The organism is Microvirga thermotolerans (genome assembly GCF_009363855.1).
In the GTDB taxonomy this organism is placed as follows: Bacteria; Pseudomonadota; Alphaproteobacteria; order Rhizobiales; family Beijerinckiaceae; genus Microvirga; species Microvirga thermotolerans.
On sequence record NZ_CP045423.1, the window covers coordinates 3,752,461 to 3,777,881 of the forward strand.

20 protein-coding genes and 1 pseudogene are annotated in these 25,421 nt (G+C 68.7%); 14 read left to right on the forward strand and 7 right to left on the reverse strand.

The window, feature by feature from the left end; translation table 11 throughout:
• The first annotated feature begins 75 nt into the window (after positions 1-75).
• Both GDR74_RS17760 and GDR74_RS17765 read left to right on the forward strand, forming a co-directional pair.
• Positions 76-384 carry a hypothetical protein gene (locus GDR74_RS17760; protein WP_152587541.1) on the forward strand — a complete coding sequence of 103 codons (309 nt, stop codon included), beginning with the start codon at positions 76-78 and terminating at the stop codon, positions 382-384.
• A 79-nt stretch (positions 385-463) separates the two neighbouring features.
• Positions 464-1,795 (forward strand): AmpG family muropeptide MFS transporter, encoded by a 1,332-nt coding sequence (locus GDR74_RS17765; protein WP_246179785.1) that lies wholly within the window; start codon positions 464-466, stop codon positions 1,793-1,795.
• 221 nt (positions 1,796-2,016) lie between these two features.
• Here the strand turns inward: GDR74_RS17765 and GDR74_RS17770 are convergent, their stop codons facing one another.
• The 4 genes from GDR74_RS17770 to xylF form a co-directional block, all read right to left on the reverse strand.
• On the reverse strand, positions 2,017-2,769 hold the full coding sequence (locus GDR74_RS17770; protein ID WP_152587542.1) for an SDR family NAD(P)-dependent oxidoreductase: 753 nt from the start codon (positions 2,767-2,769) through the stop codon (positions 2,017-2,019).
• 94 nt (positions 2,770-2,863) lie between these two features.
• A complete protein-coding gene (locus tag GDR74_RS17775; RefSeq protein ID WP_152587543.1) occupies positions 2,864-3,649 on the reverse strand; it encodes an ATP-binding cassette domain-containing protein in 786 nt (261 codons plus the stop codon).
• Between the two features lie 11 nt (positions 3,650-3,660).
• Positions 3,661-4,962, reverse strand: a complete 1,302-nt coding sequence (locus GDR74_RS17780; protein ID WP_152587544.1) for a sugar ABC transporter permease — start codon at positions 4,960-4,962, stop codon at positions 3,661-3,663.
• Positions 4,963-5,176: 214 nt separating this feature from the next.
• A complete protein-coding gene (gene xylF / locus GDR74_RS17785; RefSeq protein WP_152587545.1) occupies positions 5,177-6,223 on the reverse strand; it encodes a D-xylose ABC transporter substrate-binding protein in 1,047 nt (348 codons plus the stop codon).
• Positions 6,224-6,464: 241 nt separating this feature from the next.
• Between xylF and GDR74_RS17790 the strand changes: the two genes are divergently transcribed.
• The 6 genes and pseudogenes from GDR74_RS17790 (at position 6,465) to GDR74_RS17815 (ending at position 15,872) form a co-directional block, all read left to right on the forward strand.
• Positions 6,465-7,667: an ROK family protein gene (locus tag GDR74_RS17790; protein WP_194164576.1), complete on the forward strand. Its 1,203-nt coding sequence runs from the start codon at positions 6,465-6,467 to the stop codon at positions 7,665-7,667.
• 106 nt (positions 7,668-7,773) lie between these two features.
• Complete coding sequence (gene polA, locus GDR74_RS17795; RefSeq protein WP_152587547.1) at positions 7,774-10,815, forward strand: DNA polymerase I; 3,042 nt, start codon at positions 7,774-7,776, stop codon at positions 10,813-10,815.
• A 476-nt stretch (positions 10,816-11,291) separates the two neighbouring features.
• Positions 11,292-13,619 carry a calcium-binding protein gene (locus GDR74_RS17800; protein WP_152587548.1) on the forward strand — a complete coding sequence of 776 codons (2,328 nt, stop codon included), beginning with the start codon at positions 11,292-11,294 and terminating at the stop codon, positions 13,617-13,619.
• Between the two features lie 137 nt (positions 13,620-13,756).
• Complete coding sequence (locus GDR74_RS17805) at positions 13,757-14,467, forward strand: glutathione S-transferase (RefSeq protein WP_152587549.1); 711 nt, start codon at positions 13,757-13,759, stop codon at positions 14,465-14,467.
• 87 nt (positions 14,468-14,554) lie between these two features.
• Positions 14,555-15,459 (forward strand): annotated as a pseudogene (locus tag GDR74_RS17810) (IS481 family transposase).
• Positions 15,460-15,587: 128 nt separating this feature from the next.
• On the forward strand, positions 15,588-15,872 hold the full coding sequence (locus GDR74_RS17815) for a hypothetical protein (protein WP_152587550.1): 285 nt from the start codon (positions 15,588-15,590) through the stop codon (positions 15,870-15,872).
• Between the two features lie 18 nt (positions 15,873-15,890).
• Here GDR74_RS17815 and GDR74_RS17820 read toward each other — a convergent pair whose 3' ends face one another.
• Positions 15,891-16,682 carry a class II glutamine amidotransferase gene (locus tag GDR74_RS17820; protein WP_152587551.1) on the reverse strand — a complete coding sequence of 264 codons (792 nt, stop codon included), beginning with the start codon at positions 16,680-16,682 and terminating at the stop codon, positions 15,891-15,893.
• Positions 16,683-16,884: 202 nt separating this feature from the next.
• On the opposite strand from GDR74_RS17820, the gene GDR74_RS17825 reads away from it, so the two are divergent.
• The gene (locus GDR74_RS17825) at positions 16,885-18,294 is read left to right on the forward strand and encodes a sodium:proton antiporter (RefSeq protein WP_152587552.1); all 1,410 of its coding nucleotides are present in this window, start codon (positions 16,885-16,887) and stop codon (positions 18,292-18,294) included.
• 26 nt (positions 18,295-18,320) lie between these two features.
• Here the strand turns inward: GDR74_RS17825 and GDR74_RS17830 are convergent, their stop codons facing one another.
• Together GDR74_RS17830 and GDR74_RS17835 are read right to left on the reverse strand one after the other, a co-directional pair.
• The gene (locus GDR74_RS17830) at positions 18,321-19,415 is read right to left on the reverse strand and encodes an NAD(P)/FAD-dependent oxidoreductase (protein ID WP_152587553.1); all 1,095 of its coding nucleotides are present in this window, start codon (positions 19,413-19,415) and stop codon (positions 18,321-18,323) included.
• 69 nt (positions 19,416-19,484) lie between these two features.
• Complete coding sequence (locus tag GDR74_RS17835; RefSeq protein WP_152587554.1) at positions 19,485-21,095, reverse strand: phosphoenolpyruvate carboxykinase; 1,611 nt, start codon at positions 21,093-21,095, stop codon at positions 19,485-19,487.
• A 370-nt stretch (positions 21,096-21,465) separates the two neighbouring features.
• On the opposite strand from GDR74_RS17835, the gene GDR74_RS17840 reads away from it, so the two are divergent.
• The 5 genes from GDR74_RS17840 to GDR74_RS17860 all read left to right on the forward strand — a co-directional run bounded on the left by GDR74_RS17840 (position 21,466) and on the right by GDR74_RS17860 (position 25,348).
• The gene (locus GDR74_RS17840) at positions 21,466-22,164 is read left to right on the forward strand and encodes a response regulator transcription factor (protein WP_152587555.1); all 699 of its coding nucleotides are present in this window, start codon (positions 21,466-21,468) and stop codon (positions 22,162-22,164) included.
• A 113-nt stretch (positions 22,165-22,277) separates the two neighbouring features.
• The gene (locus GDR74_RS17845) at positions 22,278-24,059 is read left to right on the forward strand and encodes a sensor histidine kinase (protein WP_152587556.1); all 1,782 of its coding nucleotides are present in this window, start codon (positions 22,278-22,280) and stop codon (positions 24,057-24,059) included.
• Entirely contained in the window at positions 24,056-24,526 is a 471-nt protein-coding gene (locus tag GDR74_RS17850; protein ID WP_152587557.1) for an HPr kinase/phosphorylase, read from the forward strand. Before GDR74_RS17845 ends, GDR74_RS17850 begins: the two co-directional genes overlap by 4 nt.
• 90 nt (positions 24,527-24,616) lie before the next feature.
• Entirely contained in the window at positions 24,617-25,018 is a 402-nt protein-coding gene (locus GDR74_RS17855) for a PTS sugar transporter subunit IIA (protein WP_152587558.1), read from the forward strand.
• 3 nt (positions 25,019-25,021) lie between these two features.
• Entirely contained in the window at positions 25,022-25,348 is a 327-nt protein-coding gene (locus tag GDR74_RS17860) for an HPr family phosphocarrier protein (protein WP_152587559.1), read from the forward strand.
• Positions 25,349-25,421 lie beyond the last annotated feature (73 nt).

Sequence of the window (25,421 nt, forward strand, 5' to 3'; positions counted from 1 at the left end):
CATGCAGAATCGAATGGCTCCGGTGCAGTCATCTTCGCCGCGCGCTTCCATCCGAGCGTCCTGAGGCAGGTCAACATGACGCTTGCCGCCGTCGAATCCTCCGCTGGTTCGCACCTCGTCGGCATGGTATTCACCCGGATCGGACCGAGGGGGCTCCCGGCACTGGCGCGATACCTGGAATGGGACACCTTCAACGCGGACGCCCCCGCGCCGGACCGGACCTGTCCGCCCGGCTTCAGGCGGACCTCGCCCGCCCGTGGCGCGCCGGTCACGGTGGTGAGCGCGGGCATCGGCGGCGGCGACCTCGCGACCCGGCAGGTGGGCGCCAACGACGCCATGGCGGAGGCGGGGCGCACGGCCGACGCGTCGGCCGTGCGCCGTTAACGGCCCCGCAAGGGGTCATCCCCAGGATCGGACCCGCCCTGCCCCGGCAGGCGCGCAACGGAACGGCGAGACGACTCACATGGCTCAGGACACCACCGCCCGCAAACGCCGGCTCTCGGCCAAGGACCTTCTGACGGACGGGCGCGTCGCGCTCATGCTGCCGCTCGGCTTCTCCTCCGGCCTGCCCTTCCTGCTGGTGTTCAGCACCCTCTCGGCGTGGCTGCGGGAGGCGGGGATCTCCCGCACCGAGATCGGCCTGCTGAGCTGGGTGGCCCTCGCCTATTCGCTCAAGTTCGTCTGGGCGCCCATCGTCGACCGTTACGACGTGCCGGTCCTCGCACGCCTGCTCGGCCGGCGCCGCGGCTGGATGGCGCTCTCGCAGATCGTCACCGCCGCCGGCCTCGTCGGCATCGCCCTCGGCGACCCGCAGACGCATCTCTCGCTCACCATCGCCTCCGCGCTCCTCGTCGCCTTCGCCTCCGCCACCCAGGACGTGGTGATCGACGGCTGGCGCATCGACGCGGCCTCGACGGAGCGGCAGGGCATGATGGCGGCGAGCCTGCAGCTCGGCTACCGGCTCGCCCTGATCTGCGCCGGCGCGGGCGCGCTCTACATCGCGGAGTTCGTGAACTGGCACAGCGCCTATCTCGCGATGGCGGCCCTCATGGGGGTGGGCCTCGCCGCCACGGTCCTCGCCCCGCGCCTCGACGAGGCGGCGCCCCGGGAGCGGCTGCCCTTCGCGGCGGCCGTCGTGGAGCCGCTGACGGAGCTCTTCCGGCGCAAGGGGCCGATCCTCATCCCGATCCTGGCGCTCATCGCCTGCTTCCGCCTGCCGGATTTCGTGGCGGGCGTGATGGCGAACTCGCTCTACATCGATCTCGGCTTCTCGAAGGCCGACATCGCCAACGTGTCGAAGCTCTACGGCGTCTGGATCGGCATCGCGGGGGCCTTCGCCGGGGGGCTTGCCGCCACACGGCTGGGCCTGTGGTGGACGCTCCTGATCGGCGCGGTGATCGCCGCCGCCTCCAACCTGATGTTCTCGTGGCTTGCGGTGGCGGGCGCAAGGCTCGACCTCCTGGTCCTGGCCATCAGCGTCGACAACTTCGCCGGCGGCTTCGCGGGCTCGGCGCTCGTGGCCTACATGTCGGGCCTCACCGCCCCCGGCTATGCGGCGACCCAGTACGCGCTCCTGAGCTCCCTCTACGCCCTGCCCGGCAAGCTCATCGGCGGCGGCTCCGGCGCGGTGGTGGACGCCTACGGCTACCCGCTCCTCTTCTCCGCCACCGCCGCCATCGGCATCCCCCTCGTGATCCTGTGCCTCGTGGTGCGGCGGGACACGACAAGGACAGCCGCAGAGAAGGATGCCGAGCCGGACGGGAAGCCCGCCCTCGCGACCCAGCCGCGCGCCTGAACGGAAAGCGTCACGCCGTCATTCCGGGGCCGCGAAAGCGGCGCCCGGAACCCATCTCCACCGGTCTTGGCGGATCGGAAGCTGCGGCGGCCGCTGCGTCCTCTCCTGCATGGCCAGCGCTCATGGATCCCGGGCCCAGCGCTCCGCGCTGTCCCGGAATGACGGACGTGCATACGCGTTCTGCTCTCCGCCGATCCCGAATCCGCAGGAGGGCGGAGCCGCTACACCCAGCCGCCGTCCACGAGATAGCTCTGCGCGGTGATCGCGCCCGCATCCTCGGAGGCGAGGAAGAGCGCCACCTTCGCGATGTCCTCCGGCACGAGCTTGCGCTTGATGCACTGGCGCCTGAGCAGCTCCCTCTCGCCCTCGGGCGTCAGCCACAGGTCGATCTGGCGCCGGGTCATGATCCAACCGGGAACGATCGAGTTGACGCGGATGTTCTTCGGCCCGAGCTCCCGCGCGAGGGCGCGGGTGAGGCCGACGACGGCGGATTTCGCGGTCTTGTAGGCGGCGAAGGAATCGTCGCTCACCAGATAGCTTGTCGAGCCCATGTTGATGACGGAGCCGCCGCCAGCCTTCTCCATGTCGGGCAGCACGGCCTGGGTCGCGAAGAACTGGTGGTCGAGGTTGGTGGCGAAGCGCTCGCGCCAGTATTCCGGCGTCACCTGGTCGATGGTGTGCCGGTCGTCGCGCGCCGCGTTGTTGACGAGGACGGTGATGGGGCCCAGCGCCTCGCTCGTCCGGCGGATCGCCGCCTGGAGGGCGGGAATGTCGCGCACGTCGTTGTGCTCGAAATGCACCCGTTCCCCCAGGCGCTCGGCCAAGGCCCGGCCGGCCTTCGCATCGTAGTCGAGGATCGCGACCTTCGACCCCTGCGCATGGAACGCCGCCGCGACGCTCTCGCCGATGCCGCTGGCGCCGCCGGTGACGAGGACGGTCTTGTCCTTCAGGGAGCCGTAGACGGTCTGGGTCATGGTTCGAACCTCTTCGGGGAAGCAGGAATCCGTCGGCGGACGGCGGGCATCGCCGGTCCCGGCATGACGGCGCCGCCGTGAAAGGGCAACGGGGTCAGCCTCGGCTCGCGCCCGGCCCCGGCACGGCGCCGGGCGGGCACTTGCCCAGGATGATCATGCCGAGCACCTCGTCCTGCGTGACGTCGGCGACGTTCGCGGTTCCCACCAGCCTGCCGTTCTTCATCACGCTGACCCGGTCGGCGAGGCCGAACACGTCGTGGATGTCGTGGCTGATGAGAAAAATGCCGATGCCCTCCTTCTTCAGCTGCAGCACGAGGTCGGCCACCTGCTGCGTCTCCGCGGGGCCGAGGGCGGCGGTCGGCTCGTCCATGATGAGCACGCGGGCGTTGAAGTAGATCGCGCGGGCGATGGCGACCGACTGGCGCTGCCCGCCGGAGAGCGCCTTCACCGGCTCCTTGAAGCGGCGGAAATGCGGGTTGAGCCGCGCCATCACCTTGCGGGTCTCGGATTCCATCGTGGCGTCGTCGAGGGTGCCGTAGGGCGTGAGCACCTCGCGGCCGAGGAAGATGTTGCCCGCCGCGTCGATGTTGTCGGCGAGCGCGAGGGTCTGGTAGATCGTCTCGATCCCGTAGCGCTTCGCGTCGCGGGGGGAGGCGATGTCCGCCCGCTCGCCGTTCACGTAGATCTCGCCCGCATCGGGCCGGTAAGCGCCGGAGAGGATCTTGATGAGCGTCGACTTGCCTGCGCCGTTGTGGCCGAGAAGGCCCACCACCTCGCCCGGGCGCAGGTCGACGGAGACGCCGTCGACGGCCTTGATGCCGCCGAAGGCGATGGAGATGTCGCGCATCTCGACGAGGGGAACCGGAGGACGGTCTGCCATGGGGCGCTCCCTTACCTGATCCGCCTGCGATAGAGGCCGTCGACCCACACCGCCAGCACGAGCACGGCGCCGACCACGATGTTCTGAAGCGGCGTGTCGACCCCGAGCAGGACCATGCCCGACTGGAGGGACTGCATGACGAGGGCGCCGAGCATCGCGCCCGCGATGGTGCCGATGCCGCCCGCAAGCGACGTGCCGCCGATCACCGCGGAGGCGATCACGTAGAGCTCGTCGAGGGTTCCGGCCGCGTTGGTGGCGGCGTTCAGGCGGGCGGTCGAGATGCAGGCGGAGATGCCGCACAGAAGCCCCATGAGGCCGAACACCTTCATGAGCGTGAGGCGCGTGTTGATGCCCGACAGTTCCGCCGCCTCCGGATTGCCGCCGATGGCGAAGACGTAGCGGCCGAAGCGCAGGCGCCTGGCAAGGAAGGTCATGAGAAGCCCGACGACGACCGCGATCAGCACCGGGAGCGCGACGCCGTGGGGAATCGTCATCCCGCCCTCCGGCCAGGCGATGCCGTTCGCCTCGGCCCAGCGCCGGGCCGTTCCGGCGGGCAGCGGATAGGAATTGGCGATGGTGGCCGCGCCGAGCACCGCGCCGCAGGCGAGCAGGGCGATGACGCCGTCCGCCCAGACCGGCCGCACGGGAAAGCCGAAGCGGATGCGCCTGCGCCGGGCGAGGCCCAGGGCCACGACGACGAGCCCGCCGGCGACGGAGGCGACGATCCAGGTCGCGGTGGCACCGAGGGCGCCTTCGACCCCGCCGCCGAGCGCCTTGAAGCGCGTGTCCATGGGCGCGACGGTCTGTCCCGCCGTGACCCACCAGGCCGCGCCGCGCCAGACGAGCAGCCCGCCGAGGGTGACGATGAAGGACGGAATGCCGAGATAGGCGATGAGCCAGCCCTGGAAGAGGCCGATGGCGCCGCCGACCGCGAGGGCGACCAGCACGGCCACCGGCGCCGTGAGCCAGTGCTCGAAGCCGAGCCAGCCCGGCAGCCACCGGACCTGCACGACGCCGACGATCATGCCCACGAGGCCCAGGATGGCACCGACCGACAGGTCGATGTTGCGGGTCACGATGACGAGCACCATGCCGGTGGACATCACGGCGATGGAGGCCGTCTGGACCGACAGGTTCCAGAGGTTGCGCGGCGTGAGGAAGAGCCCGCCGGAGAGGATGTCGAAGCCGATCCAGATCGCCGCGAGCGCCCCCAGCATGCCGAGCATGCGCACGTCGATCTCGAGCTTGGACAGGAGCGAGCCGTCCGTGGACGCGCTCGGGTGCGGGGCGGTCGTCGTGGCGGGTGCGGTCATGGCATCGCTCGTTTCATGGGGCGCCGTTCCGGGGCGGCTCGTCGTTCCCGGCTGCCGTCGGGCAGGCCGGACATCCATCGTCGCCGAAGACGGAAGCCGAGGAGCGACGGATGCCGCCGCTCTTCCTCTTCGATGGCCGGCCTTCGCGGGTTCCGGGCCCGCGCCGGAGGCGCGTCCCGGAACGACGATGGCGCGTTCCCGAAACGGGGATCGCTCAGTTGCAGACCTTGACGGTGCCCGGCTTCACGCCCTGGCACACCACGTCCTTGGTCACCCAGCCGGCATTGATGACCACGTCCAGGTTGTCCTTCGTGATCGCCACGGGCTTCAGGAAGATCGCCGTCATGTTCTGCTTCTTCGGTCCCAGGTTCCAGCTCATGGAGCCCTTGATCTCGTTCAGCTTCTTGCCGTTGGCGAGTTCGAGGGCAATCTCCGCCGCGTTGCGGCCGAGCTCGCGGGCGTCCTTGAACACGCTGACCGTCTGGGTGCCGAGGGCGACCCGGTTCAGCGCGGCCTTGTCCGCGTCCTGGCCGGATACGGGCACGGAGCCGGCGAGTCCCTGCGCGGCGAGGGCCGCGATGGCGCCGCCTGCGGTGCCGTCGTTGGCGGCCACCACCGCATCGACCTTGTTGTTGTTCTTGGTCAGGAACTGCTCCATGTTCCGCTGCGCGTTGGCGGGCAGCCAGCCGTCCGTGTAGGCCTCGCCCACGTTCTTGATCTTGCCGGCATCGATGGCGGGCTTGAGCACCTCCATGGCGCCCTGGAACAGGAAGTTGGCGTTCGGGTCGGAGCCCGAGCCCTTGATGAAGACGTAGTTGCCCTCGGGCTTCACCTTCATCACCTCGCGGGCCTGGAGGCGGCCGACCTCCACGTTGTCGAAAGTGAGGTAGAAGGCCTGGGGAATCTCGATCAGGCGGTCGTAGCCGACCACCGGGATGCCCTCGGCGATCGCCTTCTCCACCGCCGGGCGGATGGCGTCCGCGTCCTGGGCCAGCACGATCAGCGCCTTGGCGCCGCGGGCGATCAGGCTCTCGATGTCCGTCAGCTGCTTGGCGGGCGAGGACTGCGCGTCGGCCGAGACATAGGTGCCGCCGGCCTTCTCGATGGCGGCCTTGATCGCCGCCTCGTCGGTCTTCCAGCGCTCCTCCTGGAAGTTGGACCAGCTGACGCCGATGACCGGGCCCTTGCCCTGGGCGAAGGCGGCGCCCGCCGACAGGGCGAGGGCGGCAAGGCCGAAGAACAGCTGCTTCTTGATCGACATGGGTTCCCTCCTGGGGCGGCGGTTTCCGCTCGGCCCTCTTTCTCGGCGCGGCGAGCCGCCGCCCGGACCTCTCCGGTGCGGCGGTCTCGGCTCAGGCTCGCCGGCCTAATTTTTCGAGCGCAGAAATAATTATCCCGTCAGAAGCGGCTTTCAAGCGGCCAAGGTCTCATCATTTCGTTGAAGGGGCGATCTTTTCGATTCTTTTTTGTTCGTCGATCGAATAAATATCGTTGCGATGTCCATGCAGACCCTCACCCCCCGCGAAACCGCCCGCCGCCGGCTGCTCGACGCCCTGCGCCGGGAGGGCCCGCTGGCGCGGGTCGAGATCGGCCAGCAGCTCGGCATGAGCCCGGCCAGCGTGTCGGAGCTGACCGCGAGCCTCCTGGACGAGGGGATCCTCGTCGCCGAGGAGGGCGGCGATGCGCTGCCGGGCCTGATCCGCGGGCGCCCGAAGGTGCGCCTGTTCTTCGCCGACACCCTGGGCTCGGTCGTCGGGGTCTGGACGGGCTTCAATCGGATCGAGCTGCGGCTCGTGGACAGCGCCGGGCGCAACCGGGCGAGCCGGCACGTGGAACGCCCCCTGCGCAACCTCGAAGCCGAGGCCCTCATGGACGCGCTGGCGGACACGATCTCCGCCTTCGCCCGCGACGCGGGAGCTCCGGACGTGAAGGCAATCGGCCTCGCCTGCCAGGGCTACGTGGACACCCGCGACGGGGTGGTGGCCTGGAGCCCCGTGCTCGGCACCCGCGACCTGCCCCTGGCCGAAGGCCTCAGGCAGCGGCTCGGCAGGCCGGTGCTGATCGAGAACGACGCCTCGGCCATGGCCTTCGCCATCGCCCAGCGGGATCCGGCCCTGCGCTCCGGCCGCACCGCCTGCCTGATGATCGGCGACGGCGTCGGCCTGGGCTTCCTCGTGCAGGGCGAGCTCTATCGCGGCGCGCGCTCGGGCGGCAGCGAGTTCGGCCATGTCCGGCTGCGCCGCAGCGGGCCGCAATGCCGCTGCGGCGGCCGCGGCTGCATCGAGGCCTTCCTGGCGGACTACGCCCTGCACCGGGACGCGCAGCTCATCGACCACCGCCCGCCCCCGGCCTCGCTGATCCCGAGCGAGGCGGCGATGGGCGCCATCGTGGACAAGGCGCGCGCCGGAGACGCGGCGCTGCTCGGCCTCTTCCGCGAGGCGGGCGAGGTCCTGGGCGACGCGGCGAGCATCCTGATCCAGACGCTGGAGCCCGACCGTCTGGTCATCTGCGGCCCCGGGACCCGCGCCATGGACCTGCTGCGCCCCTCCTTCGAGGCGGCGCTGGAGAGCCAGACCATTCCGGCCCTGCGCTCCCTGGCGACGGTGCAGGTGGTCGAATCCTCCCTCGACCTCCTCACCGAGGGGGTCGTCATGCAGGCCCTGCGCGAGCTCGACCTCGACCTCGCCCGCCTGAAGGCGGCGTGAGGGGACCCTTCCCTTCGCAAACGTCCCGTCCCGCGAAGAGGCCGTAGCTTTCGGGTCGCGAAGCGCTTATCTCTCTGGCACGAGCGATCACCACGTCCGAGCCCCCATGACTTCCTCCCGCCCCGTCGCCGCCGGCGATCACGTCTTCCTCGTCGACGGCTCGTCCTTCATCTTCCGGGCGTACTTCCAGTCCATGAACCAGGACTCGAAGTACAACAGCCGCACCTCAGACGGCATGCCCACGGGCGCGGTGAGGCTCTTCGTGTCCAAGCTCCTCCAGTTCATCCGGGACGGGGCAGCGGGATTCATGCCGACGCATCTCGCCATCGTGCTCGACAAGTCGGAAGGCTCCTTCCGCAAGGAGCTCTACGAGGCATACAAGGGCCACAGGCCGGACGCCCCCGAGGACCTGAAGGTGCAGATGCCGCTCATGCGCGAGGCGATCCGCGCCTTCGGCCTCGAACCGGTCGAGCAGGCCCGCTACGAGGCCGACGACCTCATCGCGACCTATGCCCAGCAGGCCAAGGCCCGCGGCGCCAACGTGCTGATCGTGTCCTCCGACAAGGACCTGATGCAGCTCGTCGACCCGCTGGTGCTCTTCTACGACTTCGAGTCCGGCTCCAAGGGCAAGCCCGGCTACCGTCCCGAGCGCAACCTGGACGTGGCCGCCGTCACGGAGAAATGGGAAGGCATCCCGCCGGAGAAGATCGGCGACGTGCTCGCGCTGATGGGCGACACCTCCGACAACGTGCCCGGCGTCCCGGGCATCGGGCTCAAGACCGCGGCGCAGCTCATCAAGGAATACGGCGACCTCGAGACCCTGCTCGCCCGCGCCCACGAGATCAAGCAGCCCAAGCGCCGCGAGACGCTCCTCGCCAACGCCGAGGCCGCGCGCCTCTCCAAGAAGCTCGTCACCCTCGACTGCGACGCGCCGCTGCCGGTGCCGCTCGACGCCCTGCGCCTGCCGGAGCCGGATCCGAAGGCGCTGATCGCCTTCCTCAAGGCCATGGAGTTCAACACGCTCACCCGCCGCGTGGCCGAGCTCTACGACGTGGACCCCACGCAGATCGACCCGGACCCGCGCCTGATGCCGGGAGGCGAAGCGATTGCCTGGCAGCGCTTCGGCGGCCCGCTCGAGGCGCCGGAGGAGGTGCCCTTCTCCGGGGGCGAGGGCGCCCTGCAGGCCGACCCCTTCGCCGGTCTGGACCTTCCCGAGACGGGGAGCGCGCGCAAGCCCCTCGACGGGGTCGGCACCCCCTCCCAGCTCGCCGGCCAGCGGGCGACGGGGGCCTCCTCCCAGCCCATCGACGTGCATGGCTACGAGACGATCACGAGTCTCGACCGCCTCGGGGAGTGGATCGCTCAGGCCCGGGAGCAGGGCTTCCTCGCGGTCGACACGGAAACCAGCGCGCTCGACGCCAACCTCGCCGACCTCGTCGGCTTCTCCCTGGCGCTGGAGCCCGGCAGGGCGGCCTATGTGCCGCTCCAGCACCGCAGCGATTCCGACCTGTTCGGCGGCGGCCTCGTGCCCGGGCAGATCCCGCTCCATGATGCGATCGCGGCGATCAAGCCCCTGCTGGAGGACCCCTCGGTCCTCAAGATCGGCCAGAACCTGAAATACGACTGGGTCGTGTTCAAGCGCCACGGCATCGACCTGCGCCCCTTCGACGACACGATGCTGATCTCCTACGTGCTCGACGCAGGCAAGGGCTCGCACGGCATGGACGAGCTGTCGCGGCGCCATCTAGGCCATTCGCCGATCAGCTTCGCCGACGTGGCCGGGACCGGCCGCAACAAGGTGAGCTTCGACCGGGTCGACATCGCCAAGGCGACCGCCTACGCGGCGGAGGACGCGGACGTGACCCTGCGCCTGTGGCACGTGCTCAAGCCGCGCCTCGCCGCCGAGCGCCGCACCACCGTCTACGAGACCCTGGAGCGCCCGCTCGTCGACGTGATCGCCCGCATGGAGATGCGCGGCATCGCGGTCGACCGCCAGATCCTCAGCCGCCTCTCGGGCGACTTCGCGCAGAGCCTCGCCCGGCTCGAGGACGAGATCCACGAGATGGCCGGCGAGAAGTTCGCCCTTGGGAGCCCGAAGCAGATCGGCGACATCCTCTTCGGCAAGATGGGCCTGCCCGGCGCGAAGAAGACGCCCTCCGGCCAGTGGGCGACGCCCGCGACCCTGCTGGAGGAGCTGGCCCAGGCCGGGCACGCGCTCCCCGAGAAGATCCTCGAATGGCGCCAGCTCGCCAAGCTGAAGTCCACCTACACGGACACCCTGCAGGAGCACATGCATCCCGAGACGCGGCGGGTGCACACCTCGTTCTCGCTCGCCGCGACCACCACGGGCCGCCTCTCCTCCTCCGAGCCGAACCTGCAGAACATCCCGATCCGCACCGAGGCGGGCCGCAAGATCCGTAAGGCCTTCGTGGCACCCGAGGGCTCCAAGATCATCTCCGCCGACTACAGCCAGATCGAGCTGCGCATCCTCGCGCACATCGCCGACATCCCGCAGCTGCAGGAGGCCTTCGCCAAGGGGCAGGACATCCACGCGGCCACCGCCTCGGCCATGTTCGGCGTGCCCCTCGACAAGATGACACCCGACCTGCGCCGCCAGGCGAAGACCATCAATTTCGGCATCATCTACGGCATCTCCGCCTTCGGGCTCGCGGTGCGCCTCGGCATCCCGAACGCGGAGGCGGCCGCCTTCATCAAGCAGTATTTCGAGCGCTTCCCCGGCATCCGCGCCTATATGGACGACATCAAGAGGACCACCCGCGAGAAGGGCTACGTCACGACCCTGTTCGGGCGGGTGTGCCACTATCCGCAGATCAAGTCCGGCAACCCTTCGGAACGCGCCGCCGTGGAGCGCCAGGCGATCAACGCGCCGATCCAGGGCACTGCCGCCGACATCATCCGTCGCGCCATGATCCGCATGGAGGACGCGCTCAGGGCCGAGCGGCTCTCCGCCCGCATGCTCCTGCAGGTGCACGACGAGCTGGTCTTCGAGGCGCCCGACGAGGAGGTCGAGGCGACGCTTCCCGTCATCGCCCGCGTGATGACGGAAGCCCCCTTCCCGGCCGTGACCCTGAAGGTCCCCCTCGCCGTGGAGGCCCGCGCCGCCCAGAACTGGGACGAGGCGCATTAGGCTGAAAATATCGGCAGGAGAATCGGGAGCAGGGTCTCCTGAAGGCGGATCGGCACCGGCCGGGACCCTGAACCCCGCCCTCCGGGGCGCCGCCCCGTGCGCCTGCGCACGGAGCGTTCCGCGAGGCAAAGCGCCGCAACATGGGGCGCGTCCAAGGTTTCGCGCTCCGCGAGGGCGGCGAACGCCCCTGCGAAGCCGCCTCGCCAAGGTCCTCCCTCTCCGAACGGAGAGTTGTGGGGCCGAATCCCCATCAATATAGCCGTAAAGCAAGTAATTTGGGCCGAGTCGCAGCCTCGACAATTGCGCCCGGCGCAGAAGACTTGACGAATACATGGCGGGAACCGCCCGCCTGTCCCGTTTTTCCCCGGTCCCGGCCGGATTTTTTTTGCCCCTCCGGCTCCGACGGGCGGAAGCCTCGCCGGGCCGCGGACATTCACACCTGCATTGGCGCTTTTCGCGTTTTAGGAGAATACACGATGGCCGTCGTCACGCCCAAGATCTGGAGCCCCATGGACACCATGGCCCTCGGCACCGGTGTCGACCGCGACTCGCTCACCCTGCTGCCGAACGGCGGCTACGTGGTGACGTGGCGCGACAACCAGAAGATCGCGTTCCAGCTCTACGACGGCACGGGCGCGAAGGTCGGCGGGAAGAGCTTCGTCGAAGCCTCCGGCACCGAGCAGCAGTTCTCCGACGTCGTCAGCTACACCGCGGACGGCGGCTTCGCCATCACCTGGACCGAGGGAACGGGCGGATCCGGGCGCATCCTCCGCATGCAGAAGTTCAACTTCGACGGCAGCGCGAACGGCGGCTCGATCGCGATCAACAACACGACCCTGACCGATGGCGCTCAAACGACAACCAATGGCAGCGGCGGTTGGGCCACGGCGTATATCGAAACCGTCAACAACCAGAAAACCGTCCGGCTGCTCACGTTCGATCAGGCCGGAGTGGCCGGAAACCCCGTGTCTGTCACAACCGACGACAGTGTCGACCGGCCGGATATCACCTGGATAGGCGCATCCAGGTACATTGTCTCCTATCTGTTCGCTGGCAAACGCACTTTCAGCTTTGTTGACGGAGGCACCGTCAGAATCACGAACGTTTCGTCCGATGAATCGATCGAAACGAAAGTCGTTGCCCTCAAGCTGCCTGACGGCCAGCCGTCTGGCGAATTCGTCGTCGTTTACAATACGGACCTCGCAAGCGGCACGATCAAAGCACAGAAGTTCCGCGCGGAAGCGAATGGCTCCCTTACCGCAGGCAGCATGACGAACCTTTCATCCGGGCAGTTGCCGAGCGCGGGCGACAAGCTGTCCGTGACGGCTCTGCGCGACGGGGGCTATGCGGTCGCCTATGTCTCAACGGCGAGCGGCAATCCCGACATCTGGGTCAAGGTCGTCGACGCGGATGGGCAGGCGGGTCCTGCGATCAACGTCAGCGCCGAGGGCGGCCAGCAGATCACGCCGTCGATCTTCGAGATGGCGGATGGACGCCTGGCGGTGTCCTGGCACAACCCCTCCCATCCCACGAACGGGGCGGGCATCGAAACGAAGATCGTCGACGCCCGCGCGGCGGCGGTCACCGTCACCGGCACGTCGAAGAACGACGTCTACGCGCCGTCCGACCATGCCGGCGACATTCTTGACGGCGGCGCGGGCATCGACACGCTGACCTTCCAGGCGGCGGGCGGCGGCGTCGCGGTCGACCTCGGGCAGGAGCGCGGCACGGCCGGCATCGCGGCCGGCGACACCTACAAGAACTTCGAGAACGTCATCGGCTCGAACCATGCCGACCACCTCGTCGGCGGCGCGGGCGCGAACCGGCTCGACGGCGGCGCGGGCAACGACACGCTCGACGGCGGCGCCGATGCGGACGTGATGATCGGCGGCACGGGCAGCGACACCTTCATGGTGAACCATTCCGGCGACGTGGTGCAGGAAAGCTCTGCCGACGGCAGCATCGACACGGTCTACACCTCCGTGAGCCATACCCTCGAAGCCTATGTGGAGAACATGATCGCCACGGGCTCGGATGCCATCGCGCTCACCGGCAACGCCTGGAACAACACCCTCGTCGGCAACGGCGCCAACAACACGCTTGTCGGCGGCGGCGGCAACGATGTCCTGAACGGCGGCGGCGGCGCGGACCTCATGGACGGCGGCGCGGGCAACGACACCTACTACATCGACGACCCGAACGACGTGGTCCAGGACAGCGGTGCCGGCGACGTGGACACCGTCGTCGTCACCGTGAATTACGACCTCAACAGGCTCGTGGGCATCGAGAACGTCACGGGCTCCGGCAGCGCATCCATCACGCTCACCGGCAACGCGGGCAACAATGCCCTCAGCGGCAACGACGGCGCCAACATTCTCTACGGCGGCGCCGGCAACGATGTCCTGAACGGCTACGGCGGCAACGACCGGATCCACGGCGGCCTCGGCGCGGACCTGCTCACCGGCGGCTCGGGACGCGATATCTTCGTGTTCGACACGAACCCGAAGGCGAAGGGCAACGCCGACCGCATCCTCGACTTCAACGTGTGGTACGACTCCATCTACCTGGAGAACCGCTACTTCAAGGTCGGATCGAAAGGCTCCCTCACGAAGCCTGCACTGCTTTCGAGCAAGATGTTTCACCTGGGCGCCAAGGCGCACGACGCCGACGACCGCATCGTCTACGACAAGAAGAAGGGCGTGCTCTACTACGACCAGGACGGCACCGGCGCCGCCAAGGCCGTCGTCGTCGCCACCCTCTCGAAGAACCTCAAGATGACCTATAAGGACTTCTTCGTCATCTGACGGAACCATCGTTCCGCACGCCTTGGAAAGCGCCCCCTCCGGGGCGCTTTTTGCTTGCGCCGCCCGGTCCGTTCGCGGCACGGGTTCCGCGAATCGCGCGCCTTGCGCATGATCGGGGTAAGGATGCGGAGCCGCCCATGCCGTATGAACTCTACTATTGGCCGGGGATCCAGGGACGCGGCGAGTTCGTCCGCCTCGCCCTCGAGGAGGCCGGCGCGGAATATGTGGACGTGGCGCGCGGGCCCCACGGGGTCTCCGCCATGATGCGCCTGATGGAAAGCGCGGCCCGCCCCTCCTTCGCTCCCCCTTTCCTCAAGGACGGCGAGACGGTCGTCGGCCAGACGGCGGCGATCCTGCTCTATCTCGGAGCGCGGCACGGGCTCGCGCCCAAGGATCCCGAAGGCGGTCTCTGGACGCACCAGATCCAGCTCACCATCGGCGATTTCGTGGCGGAGGCGCACGATACGCACCATCCCATCGCCTCCGGGCTCTATTACGAGGACCAGAAGGAGGAGGCGCTCCGGCGCGCAGAGGATTTCCGCACCAACCGCATCCCGAAATATCTCGGCTGGTTCGAGACAATCCTCGCCCGCAACCCCCATGGCGACGCGCGCCTCGTCGGCCGGGCGCTGACTTACGCGGACCTCTCCCTGTTCCAGGTGGTGGAGGGTCTTTCCTACGCCTTCCCCATGGCCATGAGGCGCGCCCTGCGGAACGCCCCGCGCGTGGCGTCGCTCCACGCGGCGGTGGCGGCCCGGCCGCGGATCGCGGCCTATCTCGCGAGCGAGCGGCGCGTGCCCTTCAACGAGGAGGGGATCTTCCGGCGCTACCCGGAGCTGGACGGCTAGATGTCGAAGCTATGAAGGTTGTTCATCCGAGGCTTGGCTGCGAGGATGGGGTTGCAACACCAACCATCTCCTGCCTGGAGGCCCCGGATGAACGCTCACAAGAATGCCCGCATGACGCCCTTTGGTCGAGCCCTTTTGGTCCAACGCGTGCGCCAGGAGCGCTGGCGCGTGGCGGAGGCAGCAAAGGCCGCCGGGATATCCGAACGCACGGCCTCCAAATGGCTGGCGCGCTTCCGCGACGGCGGTGAGGCGGCTTTGCACAACAAAAGCTCGGCTCCGAGGCGTCCGGCGCATCGGCTGGCTCCGGAGCGGATCGCGCACATCGCCGCCTTGCGCCAGGAGCGCCTGTCCGGCCCGGCCATTGCCCGAACCGTGGCCTTGCCGCGCTCCACCGTCGGGGCCGTCCTGCGGCGTCTCGGCCTCAACCGCCTGCGCCGGCTCGAACCGCGCCTGCCGGCGGTGCGCTACGAGCGGGAGCGGCCCGGCGAGCTGATCCACATCGACACCAAGAAGCTCGGGCGCATTGCCGGCATCGGCCATCGCATCACCGGCGACCGCACGGGCCAGTCCGCCAAGCGCGGCACCGGCTGGGAGGCGCTGCATGTGGCCATCGACGATGCCTCAAGGCTGGCCTATACCGAGATCCTGCCGAACGAGAAGAAGGACAGCGCGCTCGCCTTCCTGAACCGGGCACTGGCCTTCTTCGCCCGCCATGGCGTCGGCGTGGAACGGGTGATGACCGACAACGGCGCCGCCTACAAGAGCCACGTCTTCCAAGCCGCGCTGGCCGAGAGAGGCATCCGCCACAAGCGCACCAAACCCTACCGGCCGCAAACCAATGGCAAGGCCGAGCGCTTCATCCAGACGAGCTTACGCGAATGGATCGATGGCGCCGCTTACGCCTCCTCCGCCGAGCGCAGCGACCCCACTCAGCCCTCAAGCATCAGCCCCCTTGGCAAAGACTGAACAACCTCCTTGGAAACGACGGCTAGATCCCGTCTCCGGTCCGCGAGTCCGGCTGGAGGCGGGCCCTTCCGGCGGCAACGATGCCTTAAGAGTCCCGTGCGCAATGTCGCCCCGCGGGCGGCGCGCCGCCCGCACAGTATGCGTGGAGTACCCGATGATCACCGAATCCGAGACCATCGTGGCCCGCCTCTGGCGCGACCGGGCGGGCCTGCGCGAGGCGGAGCGCGACGCAGCCCTGGCGCGGGCGCGGGACCTGGAGGAGCGGCTCGCGGAGCTGATGGCCGAGAACGCCCGGCTCACCGCCGAGGTCGCACGGCTCAGGATGCTGATCGGCTCGGACGTCGGCACGCCTCTCTCCGAAACGGAGCTGCAGATGGAAGCCCTGCGCGGCGCGCTCCTGCCCCTCATCGAGCAGGATCTTTCCCGCGACGCGGCCTGAGTCGGGCGGGAAGCCGCCTCAGGCCGCCAGGCGGCCCATGGTCTCGTTCAGGCACTGCACGCCGACCTCGCGGCCGGACCGGGCGACGAGGCAGCAGCCCTTCGGCACCTCGCGCCAGCCCATGGCCCGGTCGTCGATGGGCTCGGACACCACGAGCAGGTTGCCGCCGGTCTCGCGGAAATAGAGGGTCGGCGGCTTGCCGTCGCAGGCCCAGCGATAGGCGAAGAGGTCCTCGCCGTCCGTGACGGCGGCGGTGAAGCGCAGGGGCTCGTCGATTCCGGCCTCCTCCATCAGGCCGCGCACCTGCTTGAGGGTGCGCGCCATGGCCTCCACCGGCGCCTCGGCGAGGCCGTTGGCCAGGGAGAGGAGGAAGATCGCCTCCGAATCCGTCGTGCCGAGGCGTTTGTCGTAGAGCGCATCGGGGATCAGCGCCTCGAGGCGGCGCTTGATGCGCCCGTAGCCGCCGATCTGCCCGTTGTGCATGAAGAGATGGCGCCCGTGGGCGAAGGGATGGCAGTTCGCCCGCGTGGTCGAGGTGCCGGTGGAGGCCCGCACATGGGCGAAGAACAGCCCCGAGCGCACCTGCTCGCACAGGCTCCTGAGGTTCTCGTCCGACCAGGCCGGCCGCACCTCGCGGTAGAGGCCGGGCTCCGCGCGCTCCCCGTACCAGCCGATGCCGAACCCGTCCCCGTTGGTCCCGGTCTTCGCCTCCACCGCGTGGAGGGACTGGTGGACCAGGGAATGCGCGGGCGCGCAGACCAGATCGGCCAGGAAGATGGGTTCTCCCCGATAGGCAAGGAAGCGGCACATGGCGTCTCGAAACCCCGGCTGTTGCTTCACCCCTGACGAAACCTTGTTTAATGTCTTTCCGGCAGGGTGAACAGCCGGTTAACGGCGGCCCTGCCGCAGCGGCGGCGGGGCTGCGAAACCGGTTTTCTCCCGCCCCCGAACATGCTCTAACGCTTGCGCCGTCACATAACGCCGGTCGAACCGGCGAAAGGGGGAAATTCGCATGGTTCGCGCCCTGAGCCTGTCGCTCGCCGCCGCAATCCTGATCGCCTGCCCGGACATCGCCCTCGCGGCGGAGCTCGACGGCCGCAGCCTGGGGCTCGCCTGGGCCCTGCCCTTCGCGGGGATCCTGCTCTCCATCGCCCTCTTCCCGCTGCTGGCGCCCCATGCCTGGGAGCATCACCAGGGCAAGATCGCGGCGTTCTGGGCCCTCCTCGTTCTCGTGCCGATGGCCGCGTTCATGGGCCCCGCGACGGCGCTGCACAGCTTGGCCCACACGGCCCTCCTCGAATACATCCCCTTCATCCTTCTGCTCCTTGCCCTCTTCACGGTGGCGGGCGGCATTCTGGTGCGCGGCAACATCCACGGCGCGCCGGCGACCAACACGGCGCTCCTCGCCATCGGCACCGTGCTCGCGAGCCTCATCGGCACCACCGGCGCCTCCATGGTGATGATCCGCCCGGTGCTGCGCGCGAACGACGACCGCCTCCACAACGCCCATGTGGTGGTGTTCTTCATCTTCCTGGTCTCGAACGTCGGCGGCTCCCTGACGCCCCTCGGCGACCCGCCGCTCTTCCTCGGCTTCCTGCGCGGGGTGGACTTCTTCTGGACCACCACGCACCTCCTGCCCGAAACCCTCTTCGTGAGCGCGGTCCTTCTCGCCGTCTTCTTCGTGTTCGACGCCTATCTCTACCGCAAGGAAGGGCGCATCCGCCCCGATCCGACCCCGGACCGGCCGGTGCGCGTCACGGGCGGCATCAACTTCTTCCTCATCTTCACCATCATCGGCGCGATCCTTTTCAGCGCCGCCGTGGACCTCGGCCGCTTCACCCTTCTCGGCACCGAGATCGAGGCCGCCAACGCGGTGCGCGACGCGGTCATGATCGCCGTCACCTTCATGTCCCTGGCCCTGACGCCCCGGGCGAACCGGGAGGAGAACGGCTTCTCGTGGGGGCCGATCAAGGAGGTGGCGAAGCTCTTCGCCGGCATCTTCGTCGCCATCATCCCGGTGCTGGCCATGCTCAGGGCCGGAGCGGAAGGCCCCTTCGCGCCCCTCGTGGCCCTGGTGACGAACCCGGACGGCAGCGCCAACAACGCCGCCTACTTCTGGCTCGCCGGCGGCCTGTCCTCGTTCCTCGACAACGCGCCCACCTATCTCGTGTTCTTCGAGCTCGCAGGCGGCGATCCGCAGCATCTCATGACCGCCGGCGCTCTGACCCTCGCCGCCATCTCGGCGGGAGCGGTGTTCATGGGCGCCAACTCCTATATCGGCAACGCCCCGAACTTCATGGTCTACGCCATCGCCCGCGAGAAGGGCGTCGCGATGCCGAGCTTCTTCGGCTACCTCGTCTGGTCGGGCCTGATCCTCGTCCCGACCTTCCTCGTCGCGACCCTGGTGTTCTTCCGGCATTAGGAACGGCCGTCCCGGAACGACGGAGATCAGTTGCTCAAGCGGCGCGCCACGTCCTCGGCGATGGACAGGGCCGAGGTGAGGCCCGGGCTTTCGATGCCGAAGAGGTGCACGAGGCCGGGAAGGCCGTGCTCCTGGGGGCCGTCGATCATGAAGTCCGCCGCCTTCTCGCCGGGGCCGGTGAGCTTCGGGCGGACGCCTGCGTAGTCGGGCACGAGCGCCCCGTCGGGCAGGCCCGGCCAGTAGCGGCGGATGGAGGCGTAGAAGCTCTCCGCCCGCGCCGGATCGACCTCGTAGCTCTCGCTCTCGATCCATTCCACGTCCGGTCCGAAGCGCATGCGCCCCGCGAGGTCGAGGGTGACGTGGGTGCCGAGCCCCCCGTCCACGGGCGCCGGGTAGATGAGGCGCGAGAAGGCGGGCTTTCCGCGGCAGCCGAAATAGTTGCCCTTGGCGAGGACGAGGGGCGGCACGCGCCCGGGCGGATAGCCTTCCGTCGACCGGGCGAGGGCCTGGGCTCCGAGTCCCGCCGCGTTGACGACGGCGTCGACGGCGAGGACCGCCGGCTCCGCGCCGCCGGTGCGCACCTCCCAGCCGCCGCCCGCCTGCGCGATGCCCTCGACGGGCGTGTGGAAGGCAATCATCCCGCCCGCGGATTCCAGGTCCCCTTGGAGGGCCAGCATGAGGGCATGGCTGTCGACGATGCCTGTCTCGCGGGAGAGCACCGCGCCCGTGCAGGACAGGTTAGGCTCGAGCGCCCGCGCCTCAGCCCCGCTGAGGAAGGACAGGCCCTCCACGCCGTTGGCGATGCCCTGCTCGTAGATGCCCTCGATCTTCGCCTGCTCCAGTTCGTTCGTCGCCACGATGAGCTTGCCGCATTTCGCGTGCGGCACCCCGTGGCTCGAGCAGAAGTCGTAGAGCATCCGCCGCCCGGCGACGCAGTGGCGGGCGCGCAAGGAGCCGGAGGGATAGTACATCCCCCCGTGGATCACCTCGCTGTTGCGCGAGGACACGCCGTTGCCGATGCCGCCGGTTTTCTCCGCCACGATCGCCCCATGGCCGCGCAGGGCCAGCGCACGGGCGATGGCGAGGCCGACGACCCCGGCTCCGACGACGAGAATATCCATTGTCCGGCACCCAGAAAAAAGCGGCGGCCCTAAAGCCGCCGCTTCTCTACATTGCATTTGCGGCAGAGGCTACGCTGCGATCGACATCTGCGGCGCGGCGGAGCGCACGTCGGCGTCGACATGGCCCTCGAAGCGCTTGAAGTTCTCGTTGAACATGGAGATCAGGCGCTTCGCGGTCTGGGCGAACTCCGCCTTGTCGGCCCAGGTCTTGACCGGATAGAGGATGTGCGGCTCGACGCCGGGCACCGAGGTCGGCACCGCGAAGCCGAAATAGGGGTCGCGGCGGAAATCGGCGCGGGAGAGCGAGCCGTCGAGGGCCGCCGTGAGCAGGCGGCGGGTGACGCGGATCGGCATGCGCCGGCCGACGCCGTACTTGCCTCCGGTCCAGCCCGTGTTCACGAGCCAGCAATCCACGTGGTGCTTGGCGATGAGGTCGCGCAGCAGGTTGCCGTAGACGGAGGGATGGCGCGGCATGAACGGGGCGCCGAAGCAGGTGGAGAAGGTGGCTTCCGGATCCTTCACGCCCTTCTCCGTGCCGGCCACCTTCGCGGTGTAGCCGGAGAGGAAGTGATACATGGCCTCGGCGGGGGTGAGCTTCGCGATGGGCGGCAGCACGCCGAAGGCGTCGCAGGTGAGCATTACGATGTTCTTCGGAATCCCGGCGCGGCCCGTGGGGCTGGCATTGGGGATGAAGTCCAGCGGATAGGCGCAGCGCGTGTTCTCGGTCTTCGACGCGTCGTCGAAATCCGGCACGCGGGTGATGGGATCGATGGTCACGTTCTCCAGGACCGTGCCGAAGCGCTCCGTGGTGGCGAAGATCTCCGGCTCCGCCTCGCGGGAGAGGCGGATGGTCTTGGCGTAGCAGCCGCCCTCGAAGTTGAACACGCCGTTCGGCCCCCAGCCGTGCTCGTCGTCGCCGAGGAGGATGCGGTTCGGATCGGCGGAGAGGGTCGTCTTGCCCGTGCCGGAGAGGCCGAAGAACACGGCGACATCCCCGGAATGGCCCACGTTCGCCGAGCAGTGCATGGGCATCACGTGCTCGTTGGGCAGGACGTAGTTGAGATAGGTGAAGACCGACTTCTTCATCTCGCCCGCGTAGGACGTGCCGCCGATGAGCACGATCCTGCGCGTGAAGTCGCAGGCGATGACCGTCTCCGAGCGGCAGCCGTGGCGGGCGGGATCGGCCCGGAAGGACGGCAGGTCGACGATGGTCAGGTCGGGAACGAAGTCCTTCAGCTCGCCGAATCCGGGGCGGATGAGGAGGTTGCGGATGAACAGGGAGTGCCAGGCGAACTCGGTGAAGACCCGCGCCCTGACCCGGTAGGCCGGATCGGCGCCGCCGTAGAGGTCCTGGACGAACAGCTCCTTGCCCTTGGCATGAGCCAGGAAGTCCTCGAGCAGCACGTCGAAGTGCTCGCGGCTCATGGCGCCGTTGTTCTCCCACCACACGCCGTCCTCGGTGGCGGCGTCGCGAACGACGAACTTGTCCTTGGGGGAGCGGCCGGTATGCACGCCGGTCTCGGCCAGAAGCGCCCCGCCCCGGACCAGCCTGGTCTCGCCCCGGGTCAGGGACTGCTCGTAGAGAGCCGGGGCTTCGAGATTCCAGAAGACCCGTTTCAGATTGCGGAAGCCGAAGGCCTCAGCGCCGTGCGCGCTGTTGAAGACGCCGATAGTGTCCACGAAAGACTTCTCCTCATCGCCAGCCGCGCGGGGCGGCCCGGATGCCATGCCGATGGCACTGTCCCATAATCGTCCCCGGCGGTATAAAGTTTCTCCTCCGCCGGGATGGAGACGATTGTTTAGAACATGAAGCGTCGCCGTCAACTGAGGCATTCCGTTTCGTTCCATTTTTGCCATGGAGCGCCCCGGAAGGCCCGTTCATCTCCCGTTGGGGCTGCCGGATTAAGGTCCCCTTCGGCCGTGGCCCCCTGGCGCTTTGCCGGGGAAACCTTACTTATGCCATCAGAAAGGCGCAGTTCGGCACGTTTTTGGGCCCCGGGCACCGTCCCGCACCGCGCCCACGCCGGACGTTCAAGCTAAGGAAGAGTTCATGCCAACGATCGCTCTCGTCGACGACGATCGCAACATTCTCACCTCGGTATCCATCGCCCTCGAGGCGGAAGGCTACCGGATCCAGACCTATACCGACGGCGCCTCCGCTCTCGACGGGCTGAAGCACGCCCCGCCGGACCTCGCGATCTTCGACATCAAGATGCCGCGCATGGACGGCATGGAGCTTCTGCGCCGCCTGCGCCAGAAATCCGACCTCCCGGTCATCTTCCTCACCTCGAAGGACGAGGAGATCGACGAGCTGTTCGGCCTCAAGATGGGCGCCGACGACTTCATCCGCAAACCCTTCTCCCAGCGGCTCCTGGTGGAACGGGTGAAGGCGGTGCTGCGCCGCTTCGCGCCCCGCGACCAGTCGACGCCCCGGGAATCCGACGCCAAGGCCCTCGAGCGGGGCCAGCTCAAGATGGATCCGGAGCGGCATGCCTGCACCTGGAAGGGCGAGCCGGTGACCCTCACCGTGACGGAATTCCTGATCCTCCAGGCGCTGGCCACCCGCCCCGGCGTGGTGAAGAGCCGCAACGCCCTCATGGACGCGGCCTACGACGATCAGGTCTACGTGGACGACCGGACCATCGACAGCCACATCAAGCGCCTGCGCAAGAAGTTCAAGGCGGTTGACCCCACCTTCGAAATGATCGAGACCCTCTACGGCGTCGGCTACCGCTTCAAGGAGGGCTGACGCCTGGAGCATCGGGCGCAAGGGTGGGAGCCGGATTTGCGCGGAAAGACGCTCGAGATCGACGTTGAAGCATCGCCCATTGGCATGGCCCGCTGGCATGGCCCGAGAGAGGCATGAAGGCTGACCCGATTCCCGCCGAAGCCGCCGTCGACGAGCCGCCTCCCCCGCGTGGCCTCCTGGCGCGGCTGAGGCAGCTCGGCCGCATGCTCACGCAGCAGGCCTCGTCGAGCCTGACGCGGCGGATCGTGGTGCTGAACCTGGGCGGCCTCGTCGCGCTGCTCGTGGGCTTCCTCTACCTCAACCAGTTCCGGCAGGGGCTGATCGAGGCGCGGGTGCTCAGCCTCCTGACCCAGGGGGAGATCATCGCGGGCGCCATCGCGAGCTCCGCGACGGTGGAGACCGACACCATCACCATCGACCCGGACAAGCTCCTGCAGATGCAGGCGGGCCAGACGGAGCGGTTCAACGAGGAGAGCTTCTCGCCCCTCGAATTCTCCATCAACCCGGAGCGGGTGGCGCCGCTGCTGCGCCGCCTCGTGACGCCGACCCGCACCCGCGCCCGGATCTTCGACCGGGAGGGCGCCCTCCTGCTCGACTCGCGCAACTTCTACTCCCGCGGCGACATCCTCCGGCGGGACCTGCCGCCGGTCGCCGACGAGGACACGAGCTTCGTCGAACGCGGCTGGAACACGGTCCGGAACCTGTTCAGCCGCAAGAAGCGCCCCGTTCTGGAGGAGCCGGGGCCGAGCAACGGCAAGTCGCTCCCGGAGGTGCAGCAGGCCTTCGGCGGCCAGCGCGCCTACGAGGTGCGCACCGACCCGCGCGGCGACACCATCGTCTCGGTGGCGGTGCCGATCCAGCGGTTCCGCGCGGTCCAGGGCGTGCTCCTGCTCTCCACCCAGGGCGGCGACATCGACGGCATCATCGCCTCCGAGCGCTTCGCCCTGCTTCAGGTCTTCCTGGTCGCGGCGCTCGTGATGATCGTGCTCTCGCTCCTGCTCGCGGGTGCCATCGCCGGACCGGTGCGGCGCCTCGCCGAGGCCGCGGAGCGGGTCCGCTGGGGCACCAAGTCGCGGCAGGAGATCCCGGACTTCACCGACCGCTCCGACGAGATCGGCCACCTGTCCGGCGCCCTGCGCGACATGACGAAGGCGCTCTACAACCGCATCGACGCCATCGAGAGCTTCGCCGCCGACGTGGCCCACGAGCTGAAGAACCCGCTCACCTCCCTGCGCAGCGCCGTCGAGACCCTGCCGCTGGCCCGCAGCGCGGATTCCCAGAAGCGCCTCATGTCGATCATCCAGCACGACGTGAAGCGCCTCGACCGGCTCATCAGCGACATCTCCGACGCCTCGCGCCTCGACGCGGAGCTCGCCCGCGCCGACGCGGAGCCCATCGACATGGCCCGGCTCCTGGAGGCGGTGGTGTCGATCGCCAACGAGCGGCGGCAGGAGGGCGATCCTCCCGTCCTGCTGAAGGTCGAGGGGCACAAGGGCGGCAACGCCTTCGCCATCCTCGGCCATGACAACCGGCTGGGGCAGGTGTTCAACAACCTGATCGACAACGCCCGGTCCTTCTCCCCTCCGGACGGGACGGTGCGGATCTTCCTGCGCCGGCGCAAGAACGACGTCGAGATCGCCGTGGAGGACGACGGGCCAGGCATCGAGCCCCACGCCTTCGACCGCATCTTCGAGCGCTTCTACACCGACCGGCCCGAGCAGGGCTTCGGCCAGAATTCCGGGCTGGGGCTCTCCATCTCGCGCCAGATCGTGGAGGCGCACCGGGGGACCATCCGGGCCGAGAACCGGCTCGGGCCGCCGGACGAGACCGGGGAGCCGCGCCGGCTCGGCGCCCGGTTCGTCATCCGCCTGCCGGCGGCGGGCCAGCCGGGATGACCGCCCCCCTCACGGCGCGGGAGACGGTCCATGCCGGCTGCGTCATGATCGGCGAGGCGGGCATCCTGATCCGCGGCGCCGCCGGCTCCGGCAAGTCGACCCTGGCCCGCGAACTGGTCCGCCAGGCCCGGGCGGAGGGCCTCTTCGCCCGCATCGTCAGCGACGACAGGACCCGGCTGGAGGCGCGCCACGGCCGCCTGGTGGCGCGGCCGGTCGCCTCCATCGCCGGCTACCGGGAGATCCGCGGCATCGGCATCGTGCGGGCCCCCTTCGAGGCGGCCGCCGTGGTCCGGCTGGTGATCGACCTCTCGGAAAGCGAGCCCGAGCGCCATCCCGAAGCGGGGGACGGGCAGGTGAGCCTCTGCGGCGTCATGCTCCGTCGCATCCGCGCGCAGACTGGGGCACCCTTGCTCGATATCGCCCTCGGCAGCTTGAGCGGGCTCTACGACGCAGTCGTGACACTGTGATGAAGTTTTTGTCCCATATGCTCTTGCGCTTAGCTTCGCGGTGCACAAAATAGCGGCTCCGCTCAACGGAGCGATCGGACCAGTAACATTATGATTGGCATGGTGCTCGTCACCCACGGGCAACTCGCGACGGAGTTCAAGGCCGCGCTGGAGCATGTTGTGGGGCCCCAGGAGCAGCTCGAAACGATCACGATCGGACCCGACGACGACATGGAGACGCGGCGCAAGGACATCATGGCCGCCGTCTGTCGCGTCAACACCGGCCAGGGGGTCGTCGTCCTCACCGACATGTTCGGCGGGACGCCGTCCAACCTCGCCCTGTCGTGCATGAACGGCAGTTCCGTCGAGGTGGTCGCCGGAATCAACCTGCCGATGCTCATCAAGCTCGCCAGCGTCCGCGACGAGGAATCGTTGACCGACGCCGTCACCCATGCTCAGGAAGCGGGGCGGAAATACATTAACATTGCCTCGCGCGTGCTGACCGGGAAATAGGCCATGAATCGTGCCGCCGAAGAGGACAGCGACTGCCCGCCCGCTCCCGTCCCCGACGGCGCCCAGGTCCGGGAGCTGCGGATCGTCAACCGCCGCGGGCTCCACGCCCGCGCCTCGGCCAAGTTCGTCCAGACCGTGGAGCGGTTCGACTCCGACGTGACCGTCACCCGCTGCGGCGAGACCGTGGGCGGACGCTCGATCATGGGCCTGCTCACCCTCGCCGCCGCCCAGGGCACCACCATCACCGTCACCGCCAGGGGCGCGGACGCCACCTCCTGCCTCCAGGCCATCGACGACCTCGTCTCCGGCAAGTTCGGCGAGGAGGAGTGACGGAACAGGCATATAAAGACATCTTTATATCTTGATTGCCTCTCCCCCGGCTCTCTGGTAAACACGGCGCCGA